The organism is Rhodococcus sp. AG1013, from assembly GCF_003350365.1.
Lineage (GTDB): Bacteria > Actinomycetota > Actinomycetes > Mycobacteriales > Mycobacteriaceae > Prescottella.
This window is the reverse complement of the sequence record NZ_QQAT01000001.1, coordinates 277,669-295,774: the sequence shown is the minus strand read 5'-3', so window position 1 is coordinate 295,774 and position 18,106 is coordinate 277,669. Positions and strand designations below refer to the sequence as shown.

Genomic DNA, 18,106 nt, shown 5'->3' with positions numbered 1-18,106 from the left:
GTCGACCGGTGCCGGTGGACACACCGACCGCAACGCCCGACAGGGTACGGCGCGCGTCCGGCGCCTACCATCGCCGCATGGTCCGTTGGTCGATCGTCGTCGGTGTCTGGGTCCTCGGTGCGGCCGCGGCAGTCGCGTCCACAGTCTTCTCGCCATGGTGGCTCGTCGCCACGATTTCGGTGGTTGCACTCGCGCTCGTCGGGACGTGGGATCTGTTGCAGCGGCGCCACAATGTGCTGCGCAACTACCCCATCCTCGGCCACATGCGCTTCCTCATGGAACACATCCGCCCCGAAGTTCAGCAGTACTTCATCGAAACGCCCACCGGCGGAACACCGTTCGACCGCGAGACGCGAGATCTGGTGTACCAGCGCGCGAAGGGCACGTTGGACGAGGAGCCGTTCGGCACCGAGCGGGACGTGCACGCGATCGGCTACGAATTCATGACGCACTCGCTGCGCGCCCGGACCGCACCCGCGGCCACGCCCTCGGTGCGCATCGGCGGCCCCGACTGCGGCCGCCCGTACGACATCGCGCTGCTCAACGTTTCGGCGATGAGCTTCGGGTCGCTGTCGGCGAACGCTATCGAGGCACTCAACGCCGGCGCCGCACGCGGCGGGTTCGCGCACGACACCGGCGAAGGCAGCATCAGCCGCCACCACCGCAAGCACGGCGGCGATCTGATCTGGGAGATCGCGTCCGGCTACTTCGGATGCCGCACCCCCGACGGCCGATTCGATCCCGAACAGTTCGCCGCCAAGGCCGCCGACGACCAGGTCAAGGCGATCTCGATCAAGCTCTCGCAGGGCGCCAAGCCCGGTCTCGGCGGTGTCCTGCCCGGCACCAAGGTGACCGCCGAGATCTCCGAGGCCCGCGGCGTCCCGATCGGGCAGACGGTGATCTCACCGCCCGCGCATCGCGAGTTCGGCACACCGCACGAGCTGATCGACTTCGTCGTGCGTCTGCGCACGCTCTCCGGCGGCAAGCCCGTCGGCTTCAAACTCTGCGTGGGATCGCGCGTCGAGTTCCTCGCGATCTGCAAGGCCATGCTCGCGCGCGGCGTCACGCCGGACTTCGTGATCGTCGACGGCTCCGAGGGCGGCACCGGCGCCGGCCCCGTCGAGTTCGAGGACAACATGGGCATGCCGCTCACCGAGGGGCTCATGCTGGTGCACAACGCGCTCGTCGGCGTCGGCCTGCGCGACCGCATCAAGATCGGCGCCTCCGGGAAGGTCGCCAGCGGATCCGACATCGTCAAGCGCATCATCCAGGGAGCGGACTTCACCCTCGCGGCCCGCGCGATGATGTTCGCGGTCGGTTGCATCCAGGCGCAGAGCTGCCACACCAACCGGTGTCCGGTCGGCGTCGCCACCCAGGATCCGGCCCGGGCACAGGCTCTCGACGTGCCCGACAAGACGGCGCGGGTCTATCGGTTCCAGAAGGCGACCGTCGCCAGCGCCCAGCAGATGGTCGCGTCGATGGGCCTCGACGGCTTCGACGAGCTGGACCCGTCGATGCTGCACCGCCGGGTCGACGGCGTCACCACCCGCACGTACGACGAGCTCTACGACTGGCTCGAGCCGAAGGAACTGCTCGACCACGCCCGCGAGTCCTGGCGGCGCGACTGGCGCACCGCTGACCCGTCCCGGTTCTGATCGGCGGGTCTACGGGCAGGCGGGCCGGACGATCTGCAGGATCCGGTTGGCCTGATCCTCGGTCGGGACGGTGCCGTCGTTGGTCGCGACCTCGGTGACCTTCGCCACCAGATCCTGGTCGCTCGCGCCCGAGTCGATGGCCGTACACGTCTCCTTGACGATCGACTCGATCGACTCGTCGTCGCGGTCGCTCGACAGGTTCGGGTAGGCCGTCCGGAACGTGGCGGTGAACGCGGTCAGCTTCGCCTGGTCCCAGGCACCGCTGATGCCCGATACCGCGCTCGACGCGGTCGACTCGATGCTCGAGCGCAGCGCCTCGCCCGGTCCAGGCTCCGACGTGGCGGCGGAGCTGATCTTCTCCTTGGTTTCCTGGGATGTGCCGCCGTCGTTGCTGCACGCGGTGATCACGAACACGGCTGTGGTTGCGGCGACAATCGTGGCTGTGGTCTTGCCCGTGGTTTTCCAGATTCTCCCCATGCGCCGGATCCTACGGACGGTTCCGGCGGCGAACTCCGGGTTTCACCGCGTCGTGACCGGATCGATTACTCGAGCCCACTCCGGGAGAAATGCGTAGATTCAACGTCGACCATCACCGTCCGCCGGAAGGACCCTCGACCTGTGAGCGCCAAGAAGACCGCCCAGCCCACCGCGCGCCCGCGCATGCGTGATCGTGGCGAGGTGATCGGGGCCGGCGGATTGTGGCTGGCGAAGTGGTCGCTGTGCATCGCCGCGATCGCCGTCGGAGCGCTGGTGCTGGGCTGGATCCTGCAGAAGCTGTGGGTGATCGTCCTGCCCGTGCTGCTCGCGATCGTCGTCTGCACCGTGCTGTGGCCGCCCACCCGTGCCCTCACCAAGCGCGGCGTGCCCCCGGCCGGCGCGGCAGCGATCACGCTGCTCGTCTTCTTCGGCCTCTTCGGCGGCGTCGTGGCTCTGGTCGTGCCGTCGGTGGTAGACCAGGCCCCGGAACTCGCGAACAAGGCGACCCAGGGCATCCAGCAGGTTCAGGACTGGCTCAAGGGTCCGCCGATCAACCTGCAGGACGAACAGATCGACACCGCGGTCCACGCCATCACGGCCAAGGTGCAAGAGAGCGGCACCGCGATCGCCTCGGGCGTGTTCAGCGGCGTCACCACCGCCGGATCGATGATCGTCACGCTCGGCCTGGTCCTGGTGCTGGCGTTCTTCTTCGTCAAGGACGGCCCGCGATTCATCCCGTGGCTGCACAGCGTGGGCGGTGGCCGGGCGGGACGGCATCTCGAAGAAGTCCTCGGCCGGATGTGGGACACCCTCGGCGGCTTCATCCGCACCCAGGCCCTCGTGAGCCTCATCGACGCCGTCTTCATCGGCGCGGGACTGCTGATCCTCGGTGTGCCGCTCGCCCCGGTTCTCGCGATCCTCACGTTCATCGGCGGCTTCATCCCGATCGTCGGTGCCTTCGTCGCCGGCGCACTCGCCGTCCTGGTCGCGCTCGTGGCCAACGGCGTGACCACCGCGCTGATCGTGCTCGCCATCATCATCGCGGTCCAGCAGATCGAGGGGAACGTGCTGCAGCCGGTGCTGCAGAGCAAGAGCATGAAGCTGCACGCCGTGATCGTGCTGCTGGCGGTCGCGGCCGGCAGCTCGCTGTTCGGCATCGTCGGCGCATTCCTCGCCGTGCCCGTCGCGGCCGTCGGCGCGGTGGTCATCCGGTACCTCGGTGAGCAGATCGACCACCGCCTCGAGGACGACGCGCTGCTCGACGCCGCCGAGGCGACCGCCGACGGCACCGCCACCGCGAACCCGGAGCCGGCGCCGGAGGAACCGAGCCCGCTCCAACCGGCACTCCCGAGCGGGAACTCCTCGGGGCCGACAGCGGAGTCCGCGCAGAGTTAGCCGGCGATCATCTCGACGGTGGACCCGGTCCGGCCCCGCACCACGTGCAGCCGGCTCGGGATCCGCTGCCGCATCTCGTCCACGTGGCTGACGATGCCGACCACGCGGCCGCCCTCGCGTAGTTCGTCGAGCACACCCATCACCAGGTCGAGGGTGTCGGCGTCGAGGGTGCCGAAGCCCTCGTCGATGAACATCGTGTCGAGCACCACACCGCCGGACTCGGCGGCCACGACGTCGGCGAGACCGAGTGCCAGCGACAGCGACGCGAGGAACGACTCGCCACCAGAGAGCGTCTTCGCCGAGCGGACGACGCCGGTGTAGTCGTCACGGATGTCCAGGCCCAGCCCGCCGCGGCGGCCACGCGAACCGGCCTCGTCGGAGTGCACGAACTCGTAGCGTCCGGCCGACATCCGGCGCAGCCGCACCGACGCCGACACCGCGACCTCCTCGAGCCGAGAGGCCAGGACGTACGACCGCAGCGACATCTTGCGCGAGTTCTGGCCGCGCCCCTCGACGACGTCGGCCAGTCCGGCCAGCTCGTCGTGCTGCGCCAGCACCGGCCCCAGGCCCTTCATCGCGGCCGCGAGTTGGGTCGTCAACCGCTCGACGTTGGTGCGGCGGGTCTCCGCCTCGGCCACCACCGTGGCGGCAACCTCCACCGCCGTCGCGGCCTCGCGCGCCGTCGCTTCCGGCACCGACGGGTCCACCGGGTCGAGGGCCGCGATCGCCTGGACGTCGGGTTCGGACAGCACCGCGTTGGCGGCGACGAGCCGGTCCCGGGCCGCGGTCAGGACCGCATCGATCTGCTCGATCCGCGCCGCGGGCCGCACCGCCGCAAGCGCCTCGGCCAGCGAGGCGAAGCCGGCGTCGGCCGCTGCCGTTTGTGCCCGGTCCGACAGTTCACGTGCGGCGGTGTCGAGCGTGGCGGCGCGATCGCGGGCGTCGAGCAATTCGGCGGCCCGGGTCGCGAGGACATCAAACCGCTCCCGCCGGGCCGGCACGCTCCGATCGGTCCCGGCAGCCTCCACCATCCGGTCGCGCATCCGGCGGACCTGTTCGTCGGCGGACTCGATGCGCGTCTCGAGCGCGGTGCGCTCGTTGTCCACCGCGCGCGACTGTTCTTCCAACTGCACACCGCGGGAACGCAGTTCGTCTACCGCACCGGTCGCCCGCGCGAGCCTGGCCGCTGCGTCCCGCGCGCGCTCGACGTCGGCGGTCGCGACAGCATGCGCCTGCCGCAGCGCGTCACGGTCCCCGTCGCCGCCACGCTGGATCAGCAGATCCGCGGTCCGTTCGAGCTGGGTGACCCGCTCGGTCTCCGCCTCGAATGCGGAGGCGGCCTTCTGTTCGGCGACCCGTGCGGCGTCCTCGTCGGCCTTGGTGACGGTGGAGTCGCCGGGACGCGCGGGCTCGGGATGCTCGACCGAGCCGCAGACCGCACACTTGTCGCCGTCGACCAGTTCCGCGGCGAGCTCGGCAGCCATGCCGGCGATGCGCCGCTCCCGCAGGTCGAGCAATCGGTCCCGAGCGTCCTGGTGGCGGGTCCTGGCGTTCGCGGCGCCCTGGCGTCGTTCGCCCAGGGAGGCGCGGGTCGACATCAACTCGGTCGCCGCGGCCGCGGCGTCCGCGGCGCGGGCGCAGGTCTCCTCCAGGGCCGGCAATGCCGCCTGCGCATGCTCGGCGGACCGCACCGCCTCCTCCGCCGCGCGCAGTTCCTCCGGCCACTGCACGCGGGCGCTCGCCAGCTCCTGCGCGCGGCGGGACAGCTCGGCGCCGCGGCCACGCATCGCCTCCAGATCGCGACCGAGCTGATCGGCGGTCCGGGCCTCCGCGAGCAGGGCGTCCAGGCGGACCACCTCCGCGGTCCAGTCCCGCGCCTGCGCCCGGATCGTGTCCCGGTCCGTCTCGGTCTGCGGCCACGACAGCGGGGCGACCAGACCGGCACCGTCCGCGGATGCGCTCAGGCCGTCGGCGAGGGCACGGGCGCGCGAGACCGCGGTCTCGGCGTCCCGCGCGGCGGACTCGGCATCCACGGCGACGGCACCAACGGCGGCGGCGCGACGTGCGCGGTCGACCTCGGCGGCGAGTTCGTCACGCTCGGCTGCACCCGACTCGAGCTGCGCCAGTTCGGCATTCGCGCGGGCCCGTCGAAGCTGGAGGTCGTGCACGCGACGTGACTCGGCGGCGGCAGCGCGCGCCTTCTCCTCGACCGTGCGGGTACGTGCGAGTTCCACCGACGCCAGGTCGACCGTCTCGGCCGCCTGCTCCAGCAGTTTCCTCGACCAGCTCAGTGGGTCGCCTTCGGTGCCCACCTCGATGCCCGCGGCGGTCGAGACCCGCGCCAGCAGCAGGTCCACCTGCTTGCGGTGCTCCTCGACCCGGGCCGCGCTGGCCCGCCGCCGGTCCACGAACCACTGCTCGACGGACTTGAACCGAATGGTGTCGAACAGTTTCTCGAGCAGCTTGCCGCGGTCCTCGTTGTCGGCCCGCAGGAACTTCGCGAACTCCCCCTGGGGCAGCAGCACCACCTGGAAGAACTGATCCGAGGTCATCCCCAGCAGCCGCTCGACCTCCCGCGCGATGTCGGGGATCCGGGACAGGTTCTCGCCGTTGCCGTCCAGCCACTCGAGCGTCGCCTTCGCGTTCTCCGTGATGGTCCCCGCGCCGCGCTTCTTGGCTCGCTGGTACTCGGGCGAGCGGGTGAGGCGTAGCCGGCGTCCCCCGATGGTCGCCTCGAGCCGGACGGTCGGCACCGAGCCCTCCGGCGCATGGTCCGACAGCAGTCGCTTGCCGTCCTTGCGGGCGCCGGGCACCGTGCCGTACAGCGCGAACGCCACCGCGTCGAGGATCGTCGTCTTGCCCGCGCCCGTCTGGCCGTGCAGCAGGAACAGTCCGTCCGAGCCGAGCTCGTCGAAGTCGACCTCGACGGTCCGGGCGAACGGCCCGAACGCGCTCACCTCCAGGTTGTGCAGCCTCACGCCGAGACCTCCATCGCGTCGGCGCGCGGGGCGCCGCCGGACACCGACTCCTCCGGCGCAGTGGAACTGCGCAGCGCCTGCTCGAGCAGGCGCACCTCCCCCACCGTCGCGCCGCTGCGGACATCGGAGACGAAGCTCTGCGCCACCTCCAGGTCCGAGCGCCCGCGCACCCGGTCACGGTACTTGAGCTCCGGATTTCCTTCGGGGCGTTGCCATTCCATGTGCACGGCATACGGGAACCGGGTCTGCAGGGCGCGCATCGCGTCGACCGGCCGGAGCGGATCGGTGAGCACCGCGGACACGTAGTGCTCCTCCGCGGATGCGAACGCCGCGTCACTGAGCAGTTCGTCGAGCGTTCCGACCAGCTGGCTGAGCCCCCGCACGACCGGCAGATCGATCCGCTCCACCGCGGCGAGCCCGTCCGCGTCGACGTCGACCAACCACACCGACTTGCGGTGCGAGCGCTCCCCGAACGAGTACGGCAGCGGCGAGCCGCTGTAGCGGACGTGCTCGGCCAGCGTCTGCGGCGAGTGCAGGTGCCCGAGTGCGACATAGTCGACACCGTCGAACGCGGACGCCGACACCGTCTCGACGCCACCGACCGAGATCGAGCGCTCCGAGCCGGTCGCCTCGCCGCCGACGACGAAGGCGTGCGCGAGCAGCACCGAGCGCAGCCCCGACGCATCCGCTCTGCGCGTATCGAGATCCGCGCGGACGCGGGCCATCGCGACGTCGAGGATGTCGGCGTGCGAACGCGCGTGGGGCGCGTCGAGCTCCGCGCGTGTGATCTCGGGCTCGAGGTAGGGGATGCCGTAGAACGCGACCGGGCCGTGCTCGTCGTCGAGCAGCACCGGGGTATCCAACTCCCCCACCCGGGTCAGGAGGTGCAGGCCACCGGCCGCCGCGAACGCCGCACCCGCGCCGAGGCGCACCGGCGAGTCGTGATTACCCGATGTGGCGACAATCACCGCACCGGCTGCCCGGATCGCCTCGAAGCCCCGGTTGCAGACCTTGACCGCGTCCGCACTCGGGATCGAACGGTCGTACACGTCACCGGGGACGACCACGACGTCGACATCGCGCGCGGTGACCGTCTCCGCGATCGCATCGAGCACCCGCGCCTGGTCGTCGAGCAGGTCGACGCCGTGGAACGTGCGACCGATGTGCCAGTCGGACGTGTGCAGGATCCTCATGCCGCAAGACGGTAGAGCACACCGCCGACACCACGCCGATGTGGACGTGGCAGTCTCGGCTGTGTCACGAGGATGCTCGAGCGCCGGCCGGCAGCCTTCGCATCGGCCGATTTCTCGGCTTCCGACGGTCCCGCCAACGAATCAACCCGACCGTTAGCGACTACTGTCGAAGTGTGTCCGCAACCCAACGTGCTAGATCCGGGGTGCCGCTCGACCAGAGATCGGCCCTCCCCACCATTCCCGGCATACCCGCCTGGGGAGCTGTCGCAGTCGCCGCTGGGTTGACCTTCCTCGGCTTCGCATTCGACGGTATGTCGGGCAACGAGCTGACCTCGACCTTCTCGACGATGTACTTCCTCGGGTGTGTGCTGGCGGTCCTCGCCGTCCGCCAGCGGGGATTGTTCACCGCGGTCGTGCAGCCGCCGCTGCTCCTGTTCGTCGCGGTGCCGATCGGTCAGCAGGTGCTCACCGACAATGCCGGCACCGGACTCAAGGACCTCGCGTTCAACGTCGCGATTCCACTGGTCAACCGCTTCCCGTTGATGCTGGCCGCCACTGTCGTGGTGGCGCTGATCGCCGGCGCCCGGACGTTCCTCGTCCAGCAGAGCAAGAGTGCACCCGCTCGTTCCCGTGGTCGGCGGACGTCCGCCCGTCCCGCCCGCACCGAGGCGCGCACGGATCGCCGCGACGAGCAGGCCCCCGCCGCCCGCCGTTCGCGCCCCCGCCGTGATGCCCGTGAGCCCGACCGCGAACCCATCCGTGATCCTCGCGTCTCGCGCCCGTCCCACGACCCCGCCACGGCGCATGCGCCGTCGTACAACGGCACCTACGCGGGCCCCGACCAGCGTCGCGGACGCGACGGGTATCACGACCCCGTTCCCCGCGAGCCGATTCGTCACGAGCCGATCCGCCGGGAGCCGGTCTATCGCGACACGGCACGCAGGGAGAACGCGCGTCGCGACAATGTGTACGACGAGCCGATCGCCAGGAACCGCGAGCCCCTCGATCGCGATCCGATCCCGGTCCGCACGGCCCGCCCGGTGGCAGATGCCCCCGCGCACCCGATGCCGCAGGTCCGCTACCGCCAGCGCCGCGAACCCCCGATCGATCAGTAGCCGAAACCGAAAAACCGCCCTGGGACGAAACCTCGTCCAGGGGCGGTCTTCGTTCGCTGGGTGGCCGCTATGCGCGGGCGGCCCGCAGCTCACGCGGCAAGGCGAACACGAGCGTCTCGTTGGCGGTGGTCACCGGCTGTACGTCGTCGAAACCGTGCTCGGCGAGCAGGTCGATGACGCCTCGGACCAGGATCTCCGGTACCGAGGCACCCGACGTGATGCCGACCGTGCGGACCCCGTCGAGCCAGGCGAGGTCCACCTCACGGGCGTAATCCACCAGATACGCGGCCCGGGCGCCCGCACCGAGCGCGACCTCGACCAGGCGCACCGAGTTCGACGAGTTCCGCGAGCCGACGACGATCACCAGATCGCATTCGGGGGCCATCGCCTTGACCGCGACCTGACGGTTCTGGGTGGCGTAGCAGATGTCGTCGCTCGGCGGATCCTGCAGCTTCGGGAACTTCTGCCGCAGGCGCTCGACGGTCTCCATGGTCTCGTCGACCGACAGCGTCGTCTGCGACAGCCAGATCACCTTGTCCTCGTCGCGAACCGTGATCGAGTCCACCGAGTCGGGACCGTCGACGATCTGCACGTGCTCGGGTGCCTCACCGGCGGTGCCCTCGACCTCCTCGTGACCCTCGTGGCCGATCAGCAGGATGTCGTAGTCGTCGCGGGCGAACCGCTTGGCCTCCTGGTGCACCTTGGTCACCAGCGGGCACGTCGCGTCGATGGTGTGCAGGCTGCGCTCCGCGGCCGCCGCATGCACGGCCGGGGACACCCCGTGTGCTGAGAACACGAGTACCGAGTTCTCGGGCACCTCGTCGGTCTCGTCGACGAAGACGACGCCCCGCTCCGCGAGCGTGTCCACGACGTGCCGGTTGTGCACGATCTCCTTGCGCACGTAGATCGGAGCACCGTGCTTCTCGAGTGCCTTCTCGACCGTCTCGACCGCGCGGTCGACGCCCGCGCAGTAGCCACGCGGCTCGGCGAGAAGGATCCGCTTGCCCGCACCGGCCGCGTCGGAACCCGCAGATCGTGCGATACCCAGATTGAGAGGAACTGCCGAAGACATGACCCCAGCCTACGGGGCAGGTCGTCGCCCACCCCCGCAGCACACGGCCACTCGCCGACGTTCGGTCCCGTCAGCTACCAAATAGCGCCATCGTGAGGCAGGCTGTTTGCATGATCCGTCCCCCGTTCGTGGCGCGCGTCGCCGCCGGAATGGCCATCACGGCCTACGAAGAGGCGCTCAAGCTGCCGTCCACGGCCGTGACACTGCCGATGACCGCGGTCAGCCAGGTCCTGCAGACGACGATGCGGATGCAGCAGTCCATGACTGCGCTCGCGATCAAGGGCGACCAGGCGTTCTGCCTGCTCAACCGAGCCGAGGAGGAACCGTCGTGGGCGGTGTTCGACGAGGACCACACCTCCGACTTCGACACCGACGGTGAAGTCGATGTCGACGACGACCGGCCCGCGGCACCGGGCAGGTTCGCGCTGTACTCGATGACGCCCGCCGACAACGGCGACGCGGGGGAACCGGCGTCGAACCCGGCGGCCCCCACCGCGAAGACGACCCCGGAGAAGACGACCGACGATTCCGACGAGATCCCGGTTCCGGAGATCGCCGAGGAACTCGACTACGCGGCGCTCACGCTCGCCCAACTGCGCTCTCGCCTGCGGTCGCTGTCGGTGGAGGATCTGACGACGCTGCTCGAGTACGAGGAGCGCACCGCGGCCCGGGCGCCGTTCCAGACCATGCTCGCCAACCGCATCACCTCCGCCAAAGCCAAGTGACTTCCGCGCGCCCCGCCTCCGCCGCCAGCGGCCCGTCGACCAGCACGGCCGAACAGCCCTGGCCGGTCCGGACCGTCTCCACCAAGGTCGCGCAGTGGATCGATCGACTCGGCAGTGTGTGGGTCGAAGGTCAGATCACCCAGATCAACGCCAGGCCGGGGACACGGACCGCGTTTCTCGTCCTGCGCGATCCGTCGGTCGACATGTCGTTGTCGGTGACGTGCTCGCCGCAACTGCTGCGGGACGCCCCCGTACCGCTCACCGAGGGCAGCCGGGTGGTGATGTTCGGCAAGCTGTCGTTCTACACCGGCCGCGGCAGCGTCTCGCTGCGGGTGACGGAGATCCGCGCGGTCGGCATCGGCGAACTGCTGGCCCGGATCGAGCGGCTGCGCGCGCTGCTGGCCGCAGAGGGCCTGTTCGACCCGCGGCTCAAGCGTCCGCTGCCGTTCCTGCCCGGCACGATCGGCCTCGTCACCGGACGGGCCAGCGCTGCCGAACGGGACGTGCTCAGCGTTGCCGAGCGCCGCTGGCCGGCCGTGCGGTTCGAGGTTCGCAACACCGCCGTGCAGGGCCCCACCGCGGTGCCGCAGATCATCGAAGCGCTCGAGGAACTGGACCGCGACCCACGCGTGGACGTGATCATCCTCGCCCGCGGCGGCGGCAGCGTCGAGGATCTGCTGCCGTTCTCGGACGAGACGCTGTGCCGCGCGATCGTCAAGTGCACCACCCCGGTGGTGAGCGCGATCGGCCACGAACCGGACAGCCCGCTCAGTGACCACGTCGCCGATCTGCGGGCGGCCACGCCCACCGACGCCGCCAAGCGGGTCGTGCCGGACGCCGTCGCCGAGCAGGCACTGGTGTCCGATCTGCGGCAGCGGAGCGCCGCCGCACTGCGGAACTGGGTGCAGCGCGAGTCTCATCTGGTCGCGCAACTCCGCAGCCGCCCGGTACTCGCCGACCCGCTGCAGGCCGTCGACCGTCGGGCCGAGGAAGTCGAACGGTTGCGTGACGCCGCGCGCCGGGACGTGACGCGCGCGATCGCCACCGAGTCGACCACCGTCGAACATCTCCAGGCCCGACTGACGACCCTCGGGCCGGCCGCGACCCTCGCGCGGGGCTACGCGGTGGTCCAGCGGGTGTTGGGGGACGCCGAACCCGAGGTGCTGCGGTCGGTGGACGACGCGCCGCCGGGAACGCAGATTCGAGTCAGATTGGCAGACGGCGCCGTCCGTGCCGCCGTGATGGGAAGAGAGTCCTGAGCAACCATGAGCAACTCTGATGTCGCCGAACTCGGCTACGAGGCGGCCCGGGACGAACTGGTCGTCGTCGTGAAGACCCTCGAGCTGGGTGGCCTCGACCTGGACGAATCGCTGGCGCTGTGGGAGCGCGGCGAGGCGCTGGCGAAGCGCTGCGAGGAGCATCTCGCCGGTGCCCGCAAGCGGGTCGAGGACGCGCTCGCCCACTCCGACAACGCGGCAGACGCGACAGACGACGACTAGCCGACGGCGGTGTCTGCCGCGAGCCGCGGTCCTAGCGCTGCAACGGCTCGACGCCGCTGATCGCGGTCGCGAGCTGTGTGAAGTCTTCCGCCGGGGCCGGCCCGGTGACAAGCACGCGGGCGTCTCCGAAGTCGGAGATCCAGATCGCCTCGGAGTCACCGTCGTCGAACACGTCCCACGTGCGGCCGCCGATCTGCTCGGTGCCGGTCTGGATGCGCGGCTCCCCGGCGATGAACGGGACCAGTGCCTCGACGGTGGCATCACTCTGGGTCAGCTGGATGTAGCGGCCGACCTCGGTGATGAACCCGATGTTGCTCGAGTCGCCGCCACCGTCACCGGAGACGATGCTCCGGCTGCCCGAGTTCGGGGTCCAGCCCTCGGGGATCTCCGGCTGCCGGATCGGGAACCCGAGCTCGCGGGAGTCGTACTTGAACGCGGCGTCGGCGTCGAAGCTGGGGATCGGACCCGGCTTGGGGCCACCCGGGCTGAACGAGCACTGGCTCGCGATTGCCGCGATCAGCAGACACGCCAGGACGAGCGGGATGAGCGACCACGCCATGTCGTGGCCGTTCTGCAGAATGCGGGGCTTCTTCTCTGGCACGGTGTCCAGTATTCCTGTTCCGCCGTCGAGGTGGCCCAGCAGCCCACTCATCGTGGGGGTTCTGAAAGAATCATCTCGAGATTCGTCCACCGAATCGACGGCACGGCCGCACTGCGGTCGGCCGTCCCATCGTGTCGGCCACCACATCGCGCCGACCGTGACTGCAGCAGGAGGCACTGCCCATGACGGCCAGCACCCCATCGAGTCGCCGCGAGGCCCCCGACCGCAACCTCGCACTCGAGTTGGTGCGCGTCACCGAGGCGGGCGCCCTGGCAGCCGGCCGGTGGGTCGGACGTGGCGACAAGGAGGGTGGCGACGGCGCCGCCGTCGACGCGATGCGTGAACTCGTCTCCTCTGTCTCGATGAACGGCGTCGTCGTCATCGGTGAGGGCGAGAAGGACGAAGCGCCGATGCTGTACAACGGCGAGCACGTTGGCAACGGTGACGGCCCGGACTGCGACTTCGCGGTCGACCCGGTCGACGGCACGACGCTGATGTCGAAGGGCATGCCGAACGCGATCTCCGTGCTCGCGGTCGCCGAGCGCGGCGCGATGTTCGACCCGTCCGCCGTGTTCTACATGGAGAAGATCGCGGTCGGCCCCGAGGCCGCCGACGTCATCGACATCAGCGATCCGATCGCCGAGAACATCAAGCGCGTCGCCAAGATCAAGAAGGCGTCGGTCTCCGACGTCACGGTGTGCATCCTGGATCGTCCGCGCCACGCCGAGCTGATCCAGTCGGTCCGCGACACCGGTGCGCGCATCCGCCTGATCTCCGACGGCGATGTCGCCGGCGCCATCGCCGCGGCCCGCCCCGAGTCCGGCACGGACATGCTCGTCGGCATCGGCGGCACCCCGGAGGGCATCATCGCCGCGGCCGCAATGCGCTGCATGGGCGGTGTCCTGCAGGGCAAGCTGGCCCCGAAGGACGACGAGGAGCGCCAGAAGGCGATCGACGCCGGCCACGACCTGGACCGCGTGCTCGTCACCGAGGACCTCGTCTCCGGCGAGAACGTCTTCTTCTGCGCGACCGGTGTCACCGACGGTGACCTGCTGCGCGGCGTCCGCTACTACGGCGGCGGCGCGTCGACCCAGTCGATCGTCATGCGCTCGAAGTCGGGCACGGTCCGCATGATCGACGCCTACCACCGCCTCGAGAAGCTGAGCGAGTACTCGGCCATCGATTTCCAGGGTGTCGACGGAGCCATCCCGCCGTCGTTCTGACGGGTTCTCCGGCAATACACCAGCTGAAGGGTCCCTTCGTGCGCTGCGAGCGCACGAAGGGACCCTTCGGCCGTTGTGGCGGTGGCAAGCTGGGTCCATGACCGACAGCACCGATCCCCAGTTCCGCATCGAGCACGACACGATGGGCGAGGTCCGCGTCCCGGTCGACGCGCTGTGGCGCGCGCAGACGCAACGGGCCGTCGAGAACTTCCCGATCTCCGGCCGCGGCCTCGAACGCGCACAGATCCGCGCGATGGGGCTCCTCAAGGCCGCCTGCGCACAGGTCAACAAGGATCTCGGGCTACTCGAACCGCAGAAGGCGGACGCGATCATCGCCGCTGCCGCCGAGATCGCCGACGGTCGCCATGACGACCAGTTCCCGATCGACGTGTTCCAGACCGGCTCGGGCACCAGCTCCAACATGAACGCCAACGAGGTCATCGCGAGCCTCGCCGCGAACGCCGGCGTGACCGTGCACCCCAACGACGACGTCAACATGTCGCAGTCGTCCAACGACACCTTCCCCACCGCCACGCACGTCGCCGCCACCGAGGCCGCCGTCAAGGACCTCGTGCCCGCGCTGGATCACCTGCGGCTCGCCCTGTTCGACAAGGCCACCCAGTGGAAGACGGTGGTCAAGTCCGGCCGTACGCATCTGATGGACGCCGTCCCGGTCACCCTGGGTCAGGAGTTCGGTGGCTATGCCCACCAGATCGAGGCAGGAATCGAGCGAGTGCTCGCGACGCTCCCCCGCCTGGGTGAACTGCCCATCGGCGGCACCGCCGTCGGCACCGGGCTCAATGCGCCCGACGGGTTCGGCCCGCGCGTCGTCGCCGAACTCGTCCGCAGCACCGGGCTGGACGCCCTGACCCCGGCCCGCAACAGTTTCGAGGCGCAGGCCGCCCGCGACGGCCTGGTCGAGGCGTCCGGCGCGCTGCGCACCGTCGCGGTGTCCCTGACGAAGATCGCCAACGACATCCGCTGGATGGGGTCGGGGCCGCTCACCGGTCTCGGTGAGATCCGGCTGCCCGACCTGCAGCCCGGCAGTTCGATCATGCCCGGCAAGGTCAATCCCGTTCTGCCCGAGGCGGTCACGCAGGTCGCGGCCCAGGTCGTCGGCAACGACGCCACCGTTGCGTGGGGCGGCGCCGCGGGCGCGTTCGAGCTCAACGTCTACATCCCGGTGATGGCCCGCAACCTGCTCGAGTCGTTCCGGCTGCTGGCCAACGTCTCCCGGCTGTTCGCCGACCGCTGCATCGTGGGGTTGGAGGCGAACGAGGAGCACCTGCGTACGCTCGCGGAGTCGTCGCCGTCGATCGTCACCCCACTCAACTCGGCGATCGGCTACGAGGAGGCGGCCGCGGTCGCCAAGCAGGCGCTCGGGGAGAAGAAGACCATCCGCCAGACGGTGATCGACCGCGGACTGATCGGCGACGGGCTGACGGAGGCCGAACTGGATCGGCGGCTCGATGTACTCGCCATGACGAAGGTGGAGCCCACCGAGTAGACCGAGGCCCGCGGATTCCCCTGCGGTGCACGGCACACCGGCCTACCATCCGACTGGAGAGAAGGGCCCACCATGCGCGTATTCCGTCGCGGTGCACTCGCGGTCGCGGTCGTGTGTCGGTGCTGGCGACCGCATGCAGTTCCGCCCCGAACGAGAATACGGCGGCGCCTCCGCTGTCCGAGGCCTCGGTGGCCGACGCCGTCGCGCAGCCTCGAGCGACTACGACTGCTGCCGCTCGAACCGTTCCGGGATTCCTACGCCTACACCAACTTCGGACTCACAGCGGCCGTGGGACACATGAAGGTCGACGGCAAGGACGCCGCGCAGGCGGTGCGCGAGCCCGACGCCCAGTCCCCGGCCGGCGGCGTCAGCTCGTCGGTCACCGATCTCACCGCGTGGCTGAAGATGCTGCTGGCCGACGGGCAGGTCGACGGGAGGCAACTGATTCCCGCCGAGGCGCTGCTGCCGGCGATCTCCCCGCAGAGCGTCTCGTCGCCGCCCACCGGCCCGGACGCGCGCGCCGGCTTCTACGGGTTCGGGTTCAACGTCGGCACGAGCCCCGCCGGACGGGTCACGCTCAGCCACTCCGGGGCCTTCTCGCTGGGCGCCGCCACGAACTTCGTCGCGATCCCCTCCGCCGACGTCGAGATCGCCGCCCTCACCAACGCGGCGCCGGTCGGCGTACCGGAGACTCTCACCGCCGAATTCGCGGATCTGGTGCAGTTCGGCGAGATCCGGGAGGACTGGACGGCGCTGTACAAGGAGAAGTTCTCCGAGTTCGACGCCCCGGAAGGATCGATCTCCAAGGCCACCTTCACCGGGAACACCGTCGTGCTCGAGTCCTTCGACACCGACCACCTCGGCACCTTCACCAGGAGTGCACCATGAACACGACATCGGACGCCGACCGCCGCGACGCTGCCGTCCGAGTGGTCGAGGACTTCTTCTCGGCACTCGCCGACATGGACGTGGACCGCGCCGTCGCACACCTCACGGACGACATCGTCTGGCAGAACCGGACACTGCCGACGCTGCGCGGCCTGCCCGCGGTGACCCGGGCGCTCGCGTTCGCGAATCGCCCGGCGTGCCGATTCGACGCCGTGATGCACCACGTCGCGAGCGACGGCGACACCGTGCTCAGCGACCGCACCGACACGCTCTACATCGGGCCGCTGCGGTCCACGTTCTGGGTGTGCGGAACGTTCGAGATGCGCGACGGCCGGATCGCGCTCTGGCGGGACCGCTTCAGCTGGGGCAACCTCGCCGTCGGCACCGTGACGGCGACGGCCCGCTCCCTCCTTCGGCGGTAGCGGTCCGAAGTGCAGCCCTCCCGCGAACGGCACCTGCTCGACCGCCGAGTTCCGGCGTAGTGCATGCAGATTCGGACAACCCCTGAATCCTGAACATCTTCGGCCAAATTTCCGATTAACGCTCGAAGTCGGCAATCGCGTCGATATCCTCCGCCGGGCGCGGCTTCACGCGCCGATTCCAACCGTCCGAAGGAGTGTTCGTTGGCAAGGATTGCTCGACTTCTCACCGGCGCAGTCGCGTCGGCAGCGGTACTGACGGCCCTGACCGGGGTCGCGTCAGCCCAGACCGGCAGCCTCGGGTCTGTCGGGACCGACAGTCTCGGGAACATCGGGACCGGCAGTCTCCGCTCCCTCGGGACTGGCAGCGACGGACCTTCCGAGGTGAACCTGGACGAGGCATTCCCGGGGATGCGGATCAACTTCGACGGCCAGGAGGGGTACTTGGGCAGCGACCTCGGCGACGGCAGGAAGGGGACATCGGGAGTTTGCACGCTCGGGGTCGTCGGCACCGATTCCGCGGGACGTAACGTCGGCATCACCGCAGGGCACTGCAACCCCGGCACCGCGCTCTGGGACCTCAATCCCAAGCACCCGGGCGCGACCCGCGGCGTCGAGAACCTCGAGAACAACCATCCGGTGTTCAACACCCGCACCGCGAACGGCGCAGAACCGATCGGCTGGATCCGCTGGGTGGACGACAACACCTGCGATACCGATCCGATCGACGTCTTTCCGAACGGCGCGAAGTGTGTCCTGAAGGACCCCGTCACCGGCGCGGAGACTCCCGCAGTGGACCACACCGATCCCGACAGCACGACCGACTACATGGTCATCGAGTTCGCGCCGCGCATGCGGTTGACCAGTCAGGTCAAGGACAAAAACGGCCATGAGGTGATGAGCACCACCGGGGACACCAAGTTCAAGATCGACTCGATCTTCCGGGATGCCAGTGGCGCGGTCGCCGTGCCGACGAACCCACAGTACGTGGAGAACTTCGGGTCGTCCTCGGACCGCCGCACCATCGAAGAACGATTCACGGGGTGGGCGGACGATCTTCTGTTCCAGGCCAGCGCCCCTAGTTCCGGCGTAGTCGGCGCAGCCATGGACGGCGGACTGTTCCGCTCGGGCGCGGCATTCGTTCCCGGCGATTCGGGCGGCCCGGTGGCTCTACGCGGGACGGGACAGTGGGTCGGCATCATCACGGCCACTGACGGGACCGTGCTGATGCCGTGGGTGAACACGTCGGCGAAGAACATCCTCGCGGATCTCAACCCCCGCGGCGTCGTCGGAAGCGGATTCACGCCGAGCACCAGCTGACAACGTGGCGGCGGCCGTGTGCGCTCGGCGGGCCGTACC

The 18,106-nt window shown here is 69.7% G+C and carries 15 protein-coding genes and 1 pseudogene; 11 read left to right on the top strand and 5 right to left on the bottom strand.

Going from position 1 to position 18,106, the window contains the following annotated elements:
* Positions 1 to 77 precede the first annotated feature (77 nt).
* Positions 78 to 1,655: an FMN-binding glutamate synthase family protein gene (locus DEU38_RS01435; protein WP_114718557.1), complete on the top strand. Its 1,578-nt coding sequence runs from the start codon at positions 78 to 80 to the stop codon at positions 1,653 to 1,655.
* A gap of 9 nt (positions 1,656 to 1,664) precedes the next feature.
* On the opposite strand, the gene DEU38_RS01430 is transcribed toward DEU38_RS01435, so the two are convergent.
* Positions 1,665 to 2,132, bottom strand: coding sequence for a hypothetical protein (locus tag DEU38_RS01430; RefSeq protein ID WP_309473061.1), 468 nt, complete (start codon positions 2,130 to 2,132; stop codon positions 1,665 to 1,667).
* 183 nt (positions 2,133 to 2,315) lie between these two features.
* Between DEU38_RS01430 and DEU38_RS01425 the strand changes: the two genes are divergently transcribed.
* On the top strand, positions 2,316 to 3,527 hold the full coding sequence (locus DEU38_RS01425) for an AI-2E family transporter (protein WP_254622960.1): 1,212 nt from the start codon (positions 2,316 to 2,318) through the stop codon (positions 3,525 to 3,527).
* On the opposite strand, the gene DEU38_RS01420 is transcribed toward DEU38_RS01425, so the two are convergent.
* Positions 3,524 to 6,505, bottom strand: coding sequence for an AAA family ATPase (locus DEU38_RS01420; protein WP_114718335.1), 2,982 nt, complete (start codon positions 6,503 to 6,505; stop codon positions 3,524 to 3,526). The genes DEU38_RS01425 and DEU38_RS01420 overlap by 4 nt on opposite strands.
* The gene (locus DEU38_RS01415) at positions 6,502 to 7,698 is read right to left on the bottom strand and encodes an exonuclease SbcCD subunit D (protein ID WP_114718334.1); all 1,197 of its coding nucleotides are present in this window, start codon (positions 7,696 to 7,698) and stop codon (positions 6,502 to 6,504) included. Before DEU38_RS01415 ends, DEU38_RS01420 begins: the two co-directional genes overlap by 4 nt.
* A gap of 173 nt (positions 7,699 to 7,871) precedes the next feature.
* On the opposite strand from DEU38_RS01415, the gene DEU38_RS01410 reads away from it, so the two are divergent.
* Positions 7,872 to 8,813: a DUF6542 domain-containing protein gene (locus DEU38_RS01410; protein WP_114718333.1), complete on the top strand. Its 942-nt coding sequence runs from the start codon at positions 7,872 to 7,874 to the stop codon at positions 8,811 to 8,813.
* Positions 8,814 to 8,880: 67 nt separating this feature from the next.
* Here DEU38_RS01410 and DEU38_RS01405 read toward each other — a convergent pair whose 3' ends face one another.
* A complete protein-coding gene (locus DEU38_RS01405; protein ID WP_114718332.1) occupies positions 8,881 to 9,885 on the bottom strand; it encodes a 4-hydroxy-3-methylbut-2-enyl diphosphate reductase in 1,005 nt (334 codons plus the stop codon).
* Positions 9,886 to 9,995: 110 nt separating this feature from the next.
* On the opposite strand from DEU38_RS01405, the gene DEU38_RS01400 reads away from it, so the two are divergent.
* From DEU38_RS01400 to DEU38_RS01390, 3 genes are read left to right on the top strand one after another with little or no spacing between them, the layout of a single operon-like run.
* Positions 9,996 to 10,610: a lipid droplet-associated protein gene (locus DEU38_RS01400; protein WP_114718331.1), complete on the top strand. Its 615-nt coding sequence runs from the start codon at positions 9,996 to 9,998 to the stop codon at positions 10,608 to 10,610.
* A complete protein-coding gene (xseA, locus tag DEU38_RS01395; protein WP_114718330.1) occupies positions 10,607 to 11,869 on the top strand; it encodes an exodeoxyribonuclease VII large subunit in 1,263 nt (420 codons plus the stop codon). The genes DEU38_RS01400 and xseA overlap by 4 nt, the downstream gene beginning before the upstream one ends.
* A 6-nt stretch (positions 11,870 to 11,875) precedes the next feature.
* Positions 11,876 to 12,109 (top strand): exodeoxyribonuclease VII small subunit, encoded by a 234-nt coding sequence (locus DEU38_RS01390; RefSeq protein WP_114718329.1) that lies wholly within the window; start codon positions 11,876 to 11,878, stop codon positions 12,107 to 12,109.
* Between the two features lie 31 nt (positions 12,110 to 12,140).
* Here the strand turns inward: DEU38_RS01390 and DEU38_RS01385 are convergent, their stop codons facing one another.
* The gene (locus DEU38_RS01385) at positions 12,141 to 12,710 is read right to left on the bottom strand and encodes a DUF4245 domain-containing protein (protein WP_114718555.1); all 570 of its coding nucleotides are present in this window, start codon (positions 12,708 to 12,710) and stop codon (positions 12,141 to 12,143) included.
* A 182-nt stretch (positions 12,711 to 12,892) separates the two neighbouring features.
* Between DEU38_RS01385 and glpX the strand changes: the two genes are divergently transcribed.
* From glpX to DEU38_RS28940, 5 genes and pseudogenes are all read left to right on the top strand, one after another.
* Positions 12,893 to 13,933: a class II fructose-bisphosphatase gene (gene glpX, locus DEU38_RS01380; protein WP_114718328.1), complete on the top strand. Its 1,041-nt coding sequence runs from the start codon at positions 12,893 to 12,895 to the stop codon at positions 13,931 to 13,933.
* Positions 13,934 to 14,030: 97 nt separating this feature from the next.
* Positions 14,031 to 15,440, top strand: a complete 1,410-nt coding sequence (locus tag DEU38_RS01375; protein WP_114718327.1) for a class II fumarate hydratase — start codon at positions 14,031 to 14,033, stop codon at positions 15,438 to 15,440.
* 210 nt (positions 15,441 to 15,650) lie between these two features.
* A pseudogene (locus tag DEU38_RS01370) lies at positions 15,651 to 16,328 on the top strand (serine hydrolase); the annotation flags it as partial.
* Positions 16,325 to 16,750, top strand: a complete 426-nt coding sequence (locus tag DEU38_RS01365; protein ID WP_114718325.1) for a limonene-1,2-epoxide hydrolase family protein — start codon at positions 16,325 to 16,327, stop codon at positions 16,748 to 16,750. The pseudogene DEU38_RS01370 and the gene DEU38_RS01365, both read left to right, overlap by 4 nt.
* Positions 16,751 to 16,951: 201 nt before the next feature.
* Complete coding sequence (locus DEU38_RS28940) at positions 16,952 to 18,067, top strand: hypothetical protein (RefSeq protein ID WP_114718324.1); 1,116 nt, start codon at positions 16,952 to 16,954, stop codon at positions 18,065 to 18,067.
* Positions 18,068 to 18,106: the final 39 nt, after the last annotated feature.

Bases quoted from the DNA above. Each gene is read 5' to 3' on its own strand.
- DEU38_RS01435 (WP_114718557.1), top strand. From the start codon at position 78: ATGGTCCGTTGGTCGATCGTCGTCGGTGTCTGGGTCCTCGGTGCGGCC.
- DEU38_RS01430 (WP_309473061.1), bottom strand. From the start codon at position 2,132: ATGGGGAGAATCTGGAAAACCACGGGCAAGACCACAGCCACGATTGTC.
- DEU38_RS01425 (WP_254622960.1), top strand. From the start codon at position 2,316: ATGCGTGATCGTGGCGAGGTGATCGGGGCCGGCGGATTGTGGCTGGCG.
- DEU38_RS01415 (WP_114718334.1), bottom strand. From the start codon at position 7,698: ATGAGGATCCTGCACACGTCCGACTGGCACATCGGTCGCACGTTCCAC.
- DEU38_RS01405 (WP_114718332.1), bottom strand. From the start codon at position 9,885: ATGTCTTCGGCAGTTCCTCTCAATCTGGGTATCGCACGATCTGCGGGT.
- DEU38_RS01400 (WP_114718331.1), top strand. From the start codon at position 9,996: ATGATCCGTCCCCCGTTCGTGGCGCGCGTCGCCGCCGGAATGGCCATC.
- DEU38_RS01390 (WP_114718329.1), top strand. From the start codon at position 11,876: ATGAGCAACTCTGATGTCGCCGAACTCGGCTACGAGGCGGCCCGGGAC.
- glpX (WP_114718328.1), top strand. From the start codon at position 12,893: ATGACGGCCAGCACCCCATCGAGTCGCCGCGAGGCCCCCGACCGCAAC.
- DEU38_RS01375 (WP_114718327.1), top strand. From the start codon at position 14,031: ATGACCGACAGCACCGATCCCCAGTTCCGCATCGAGCACGACACGATG.
- DEU38_RS01365 (WP_114718325.1), top strand. From the start codon at position 16,325: ATGAACACGACATCGGACGCCGACCGCCGCGACGCTGCCGTCCGAGTG.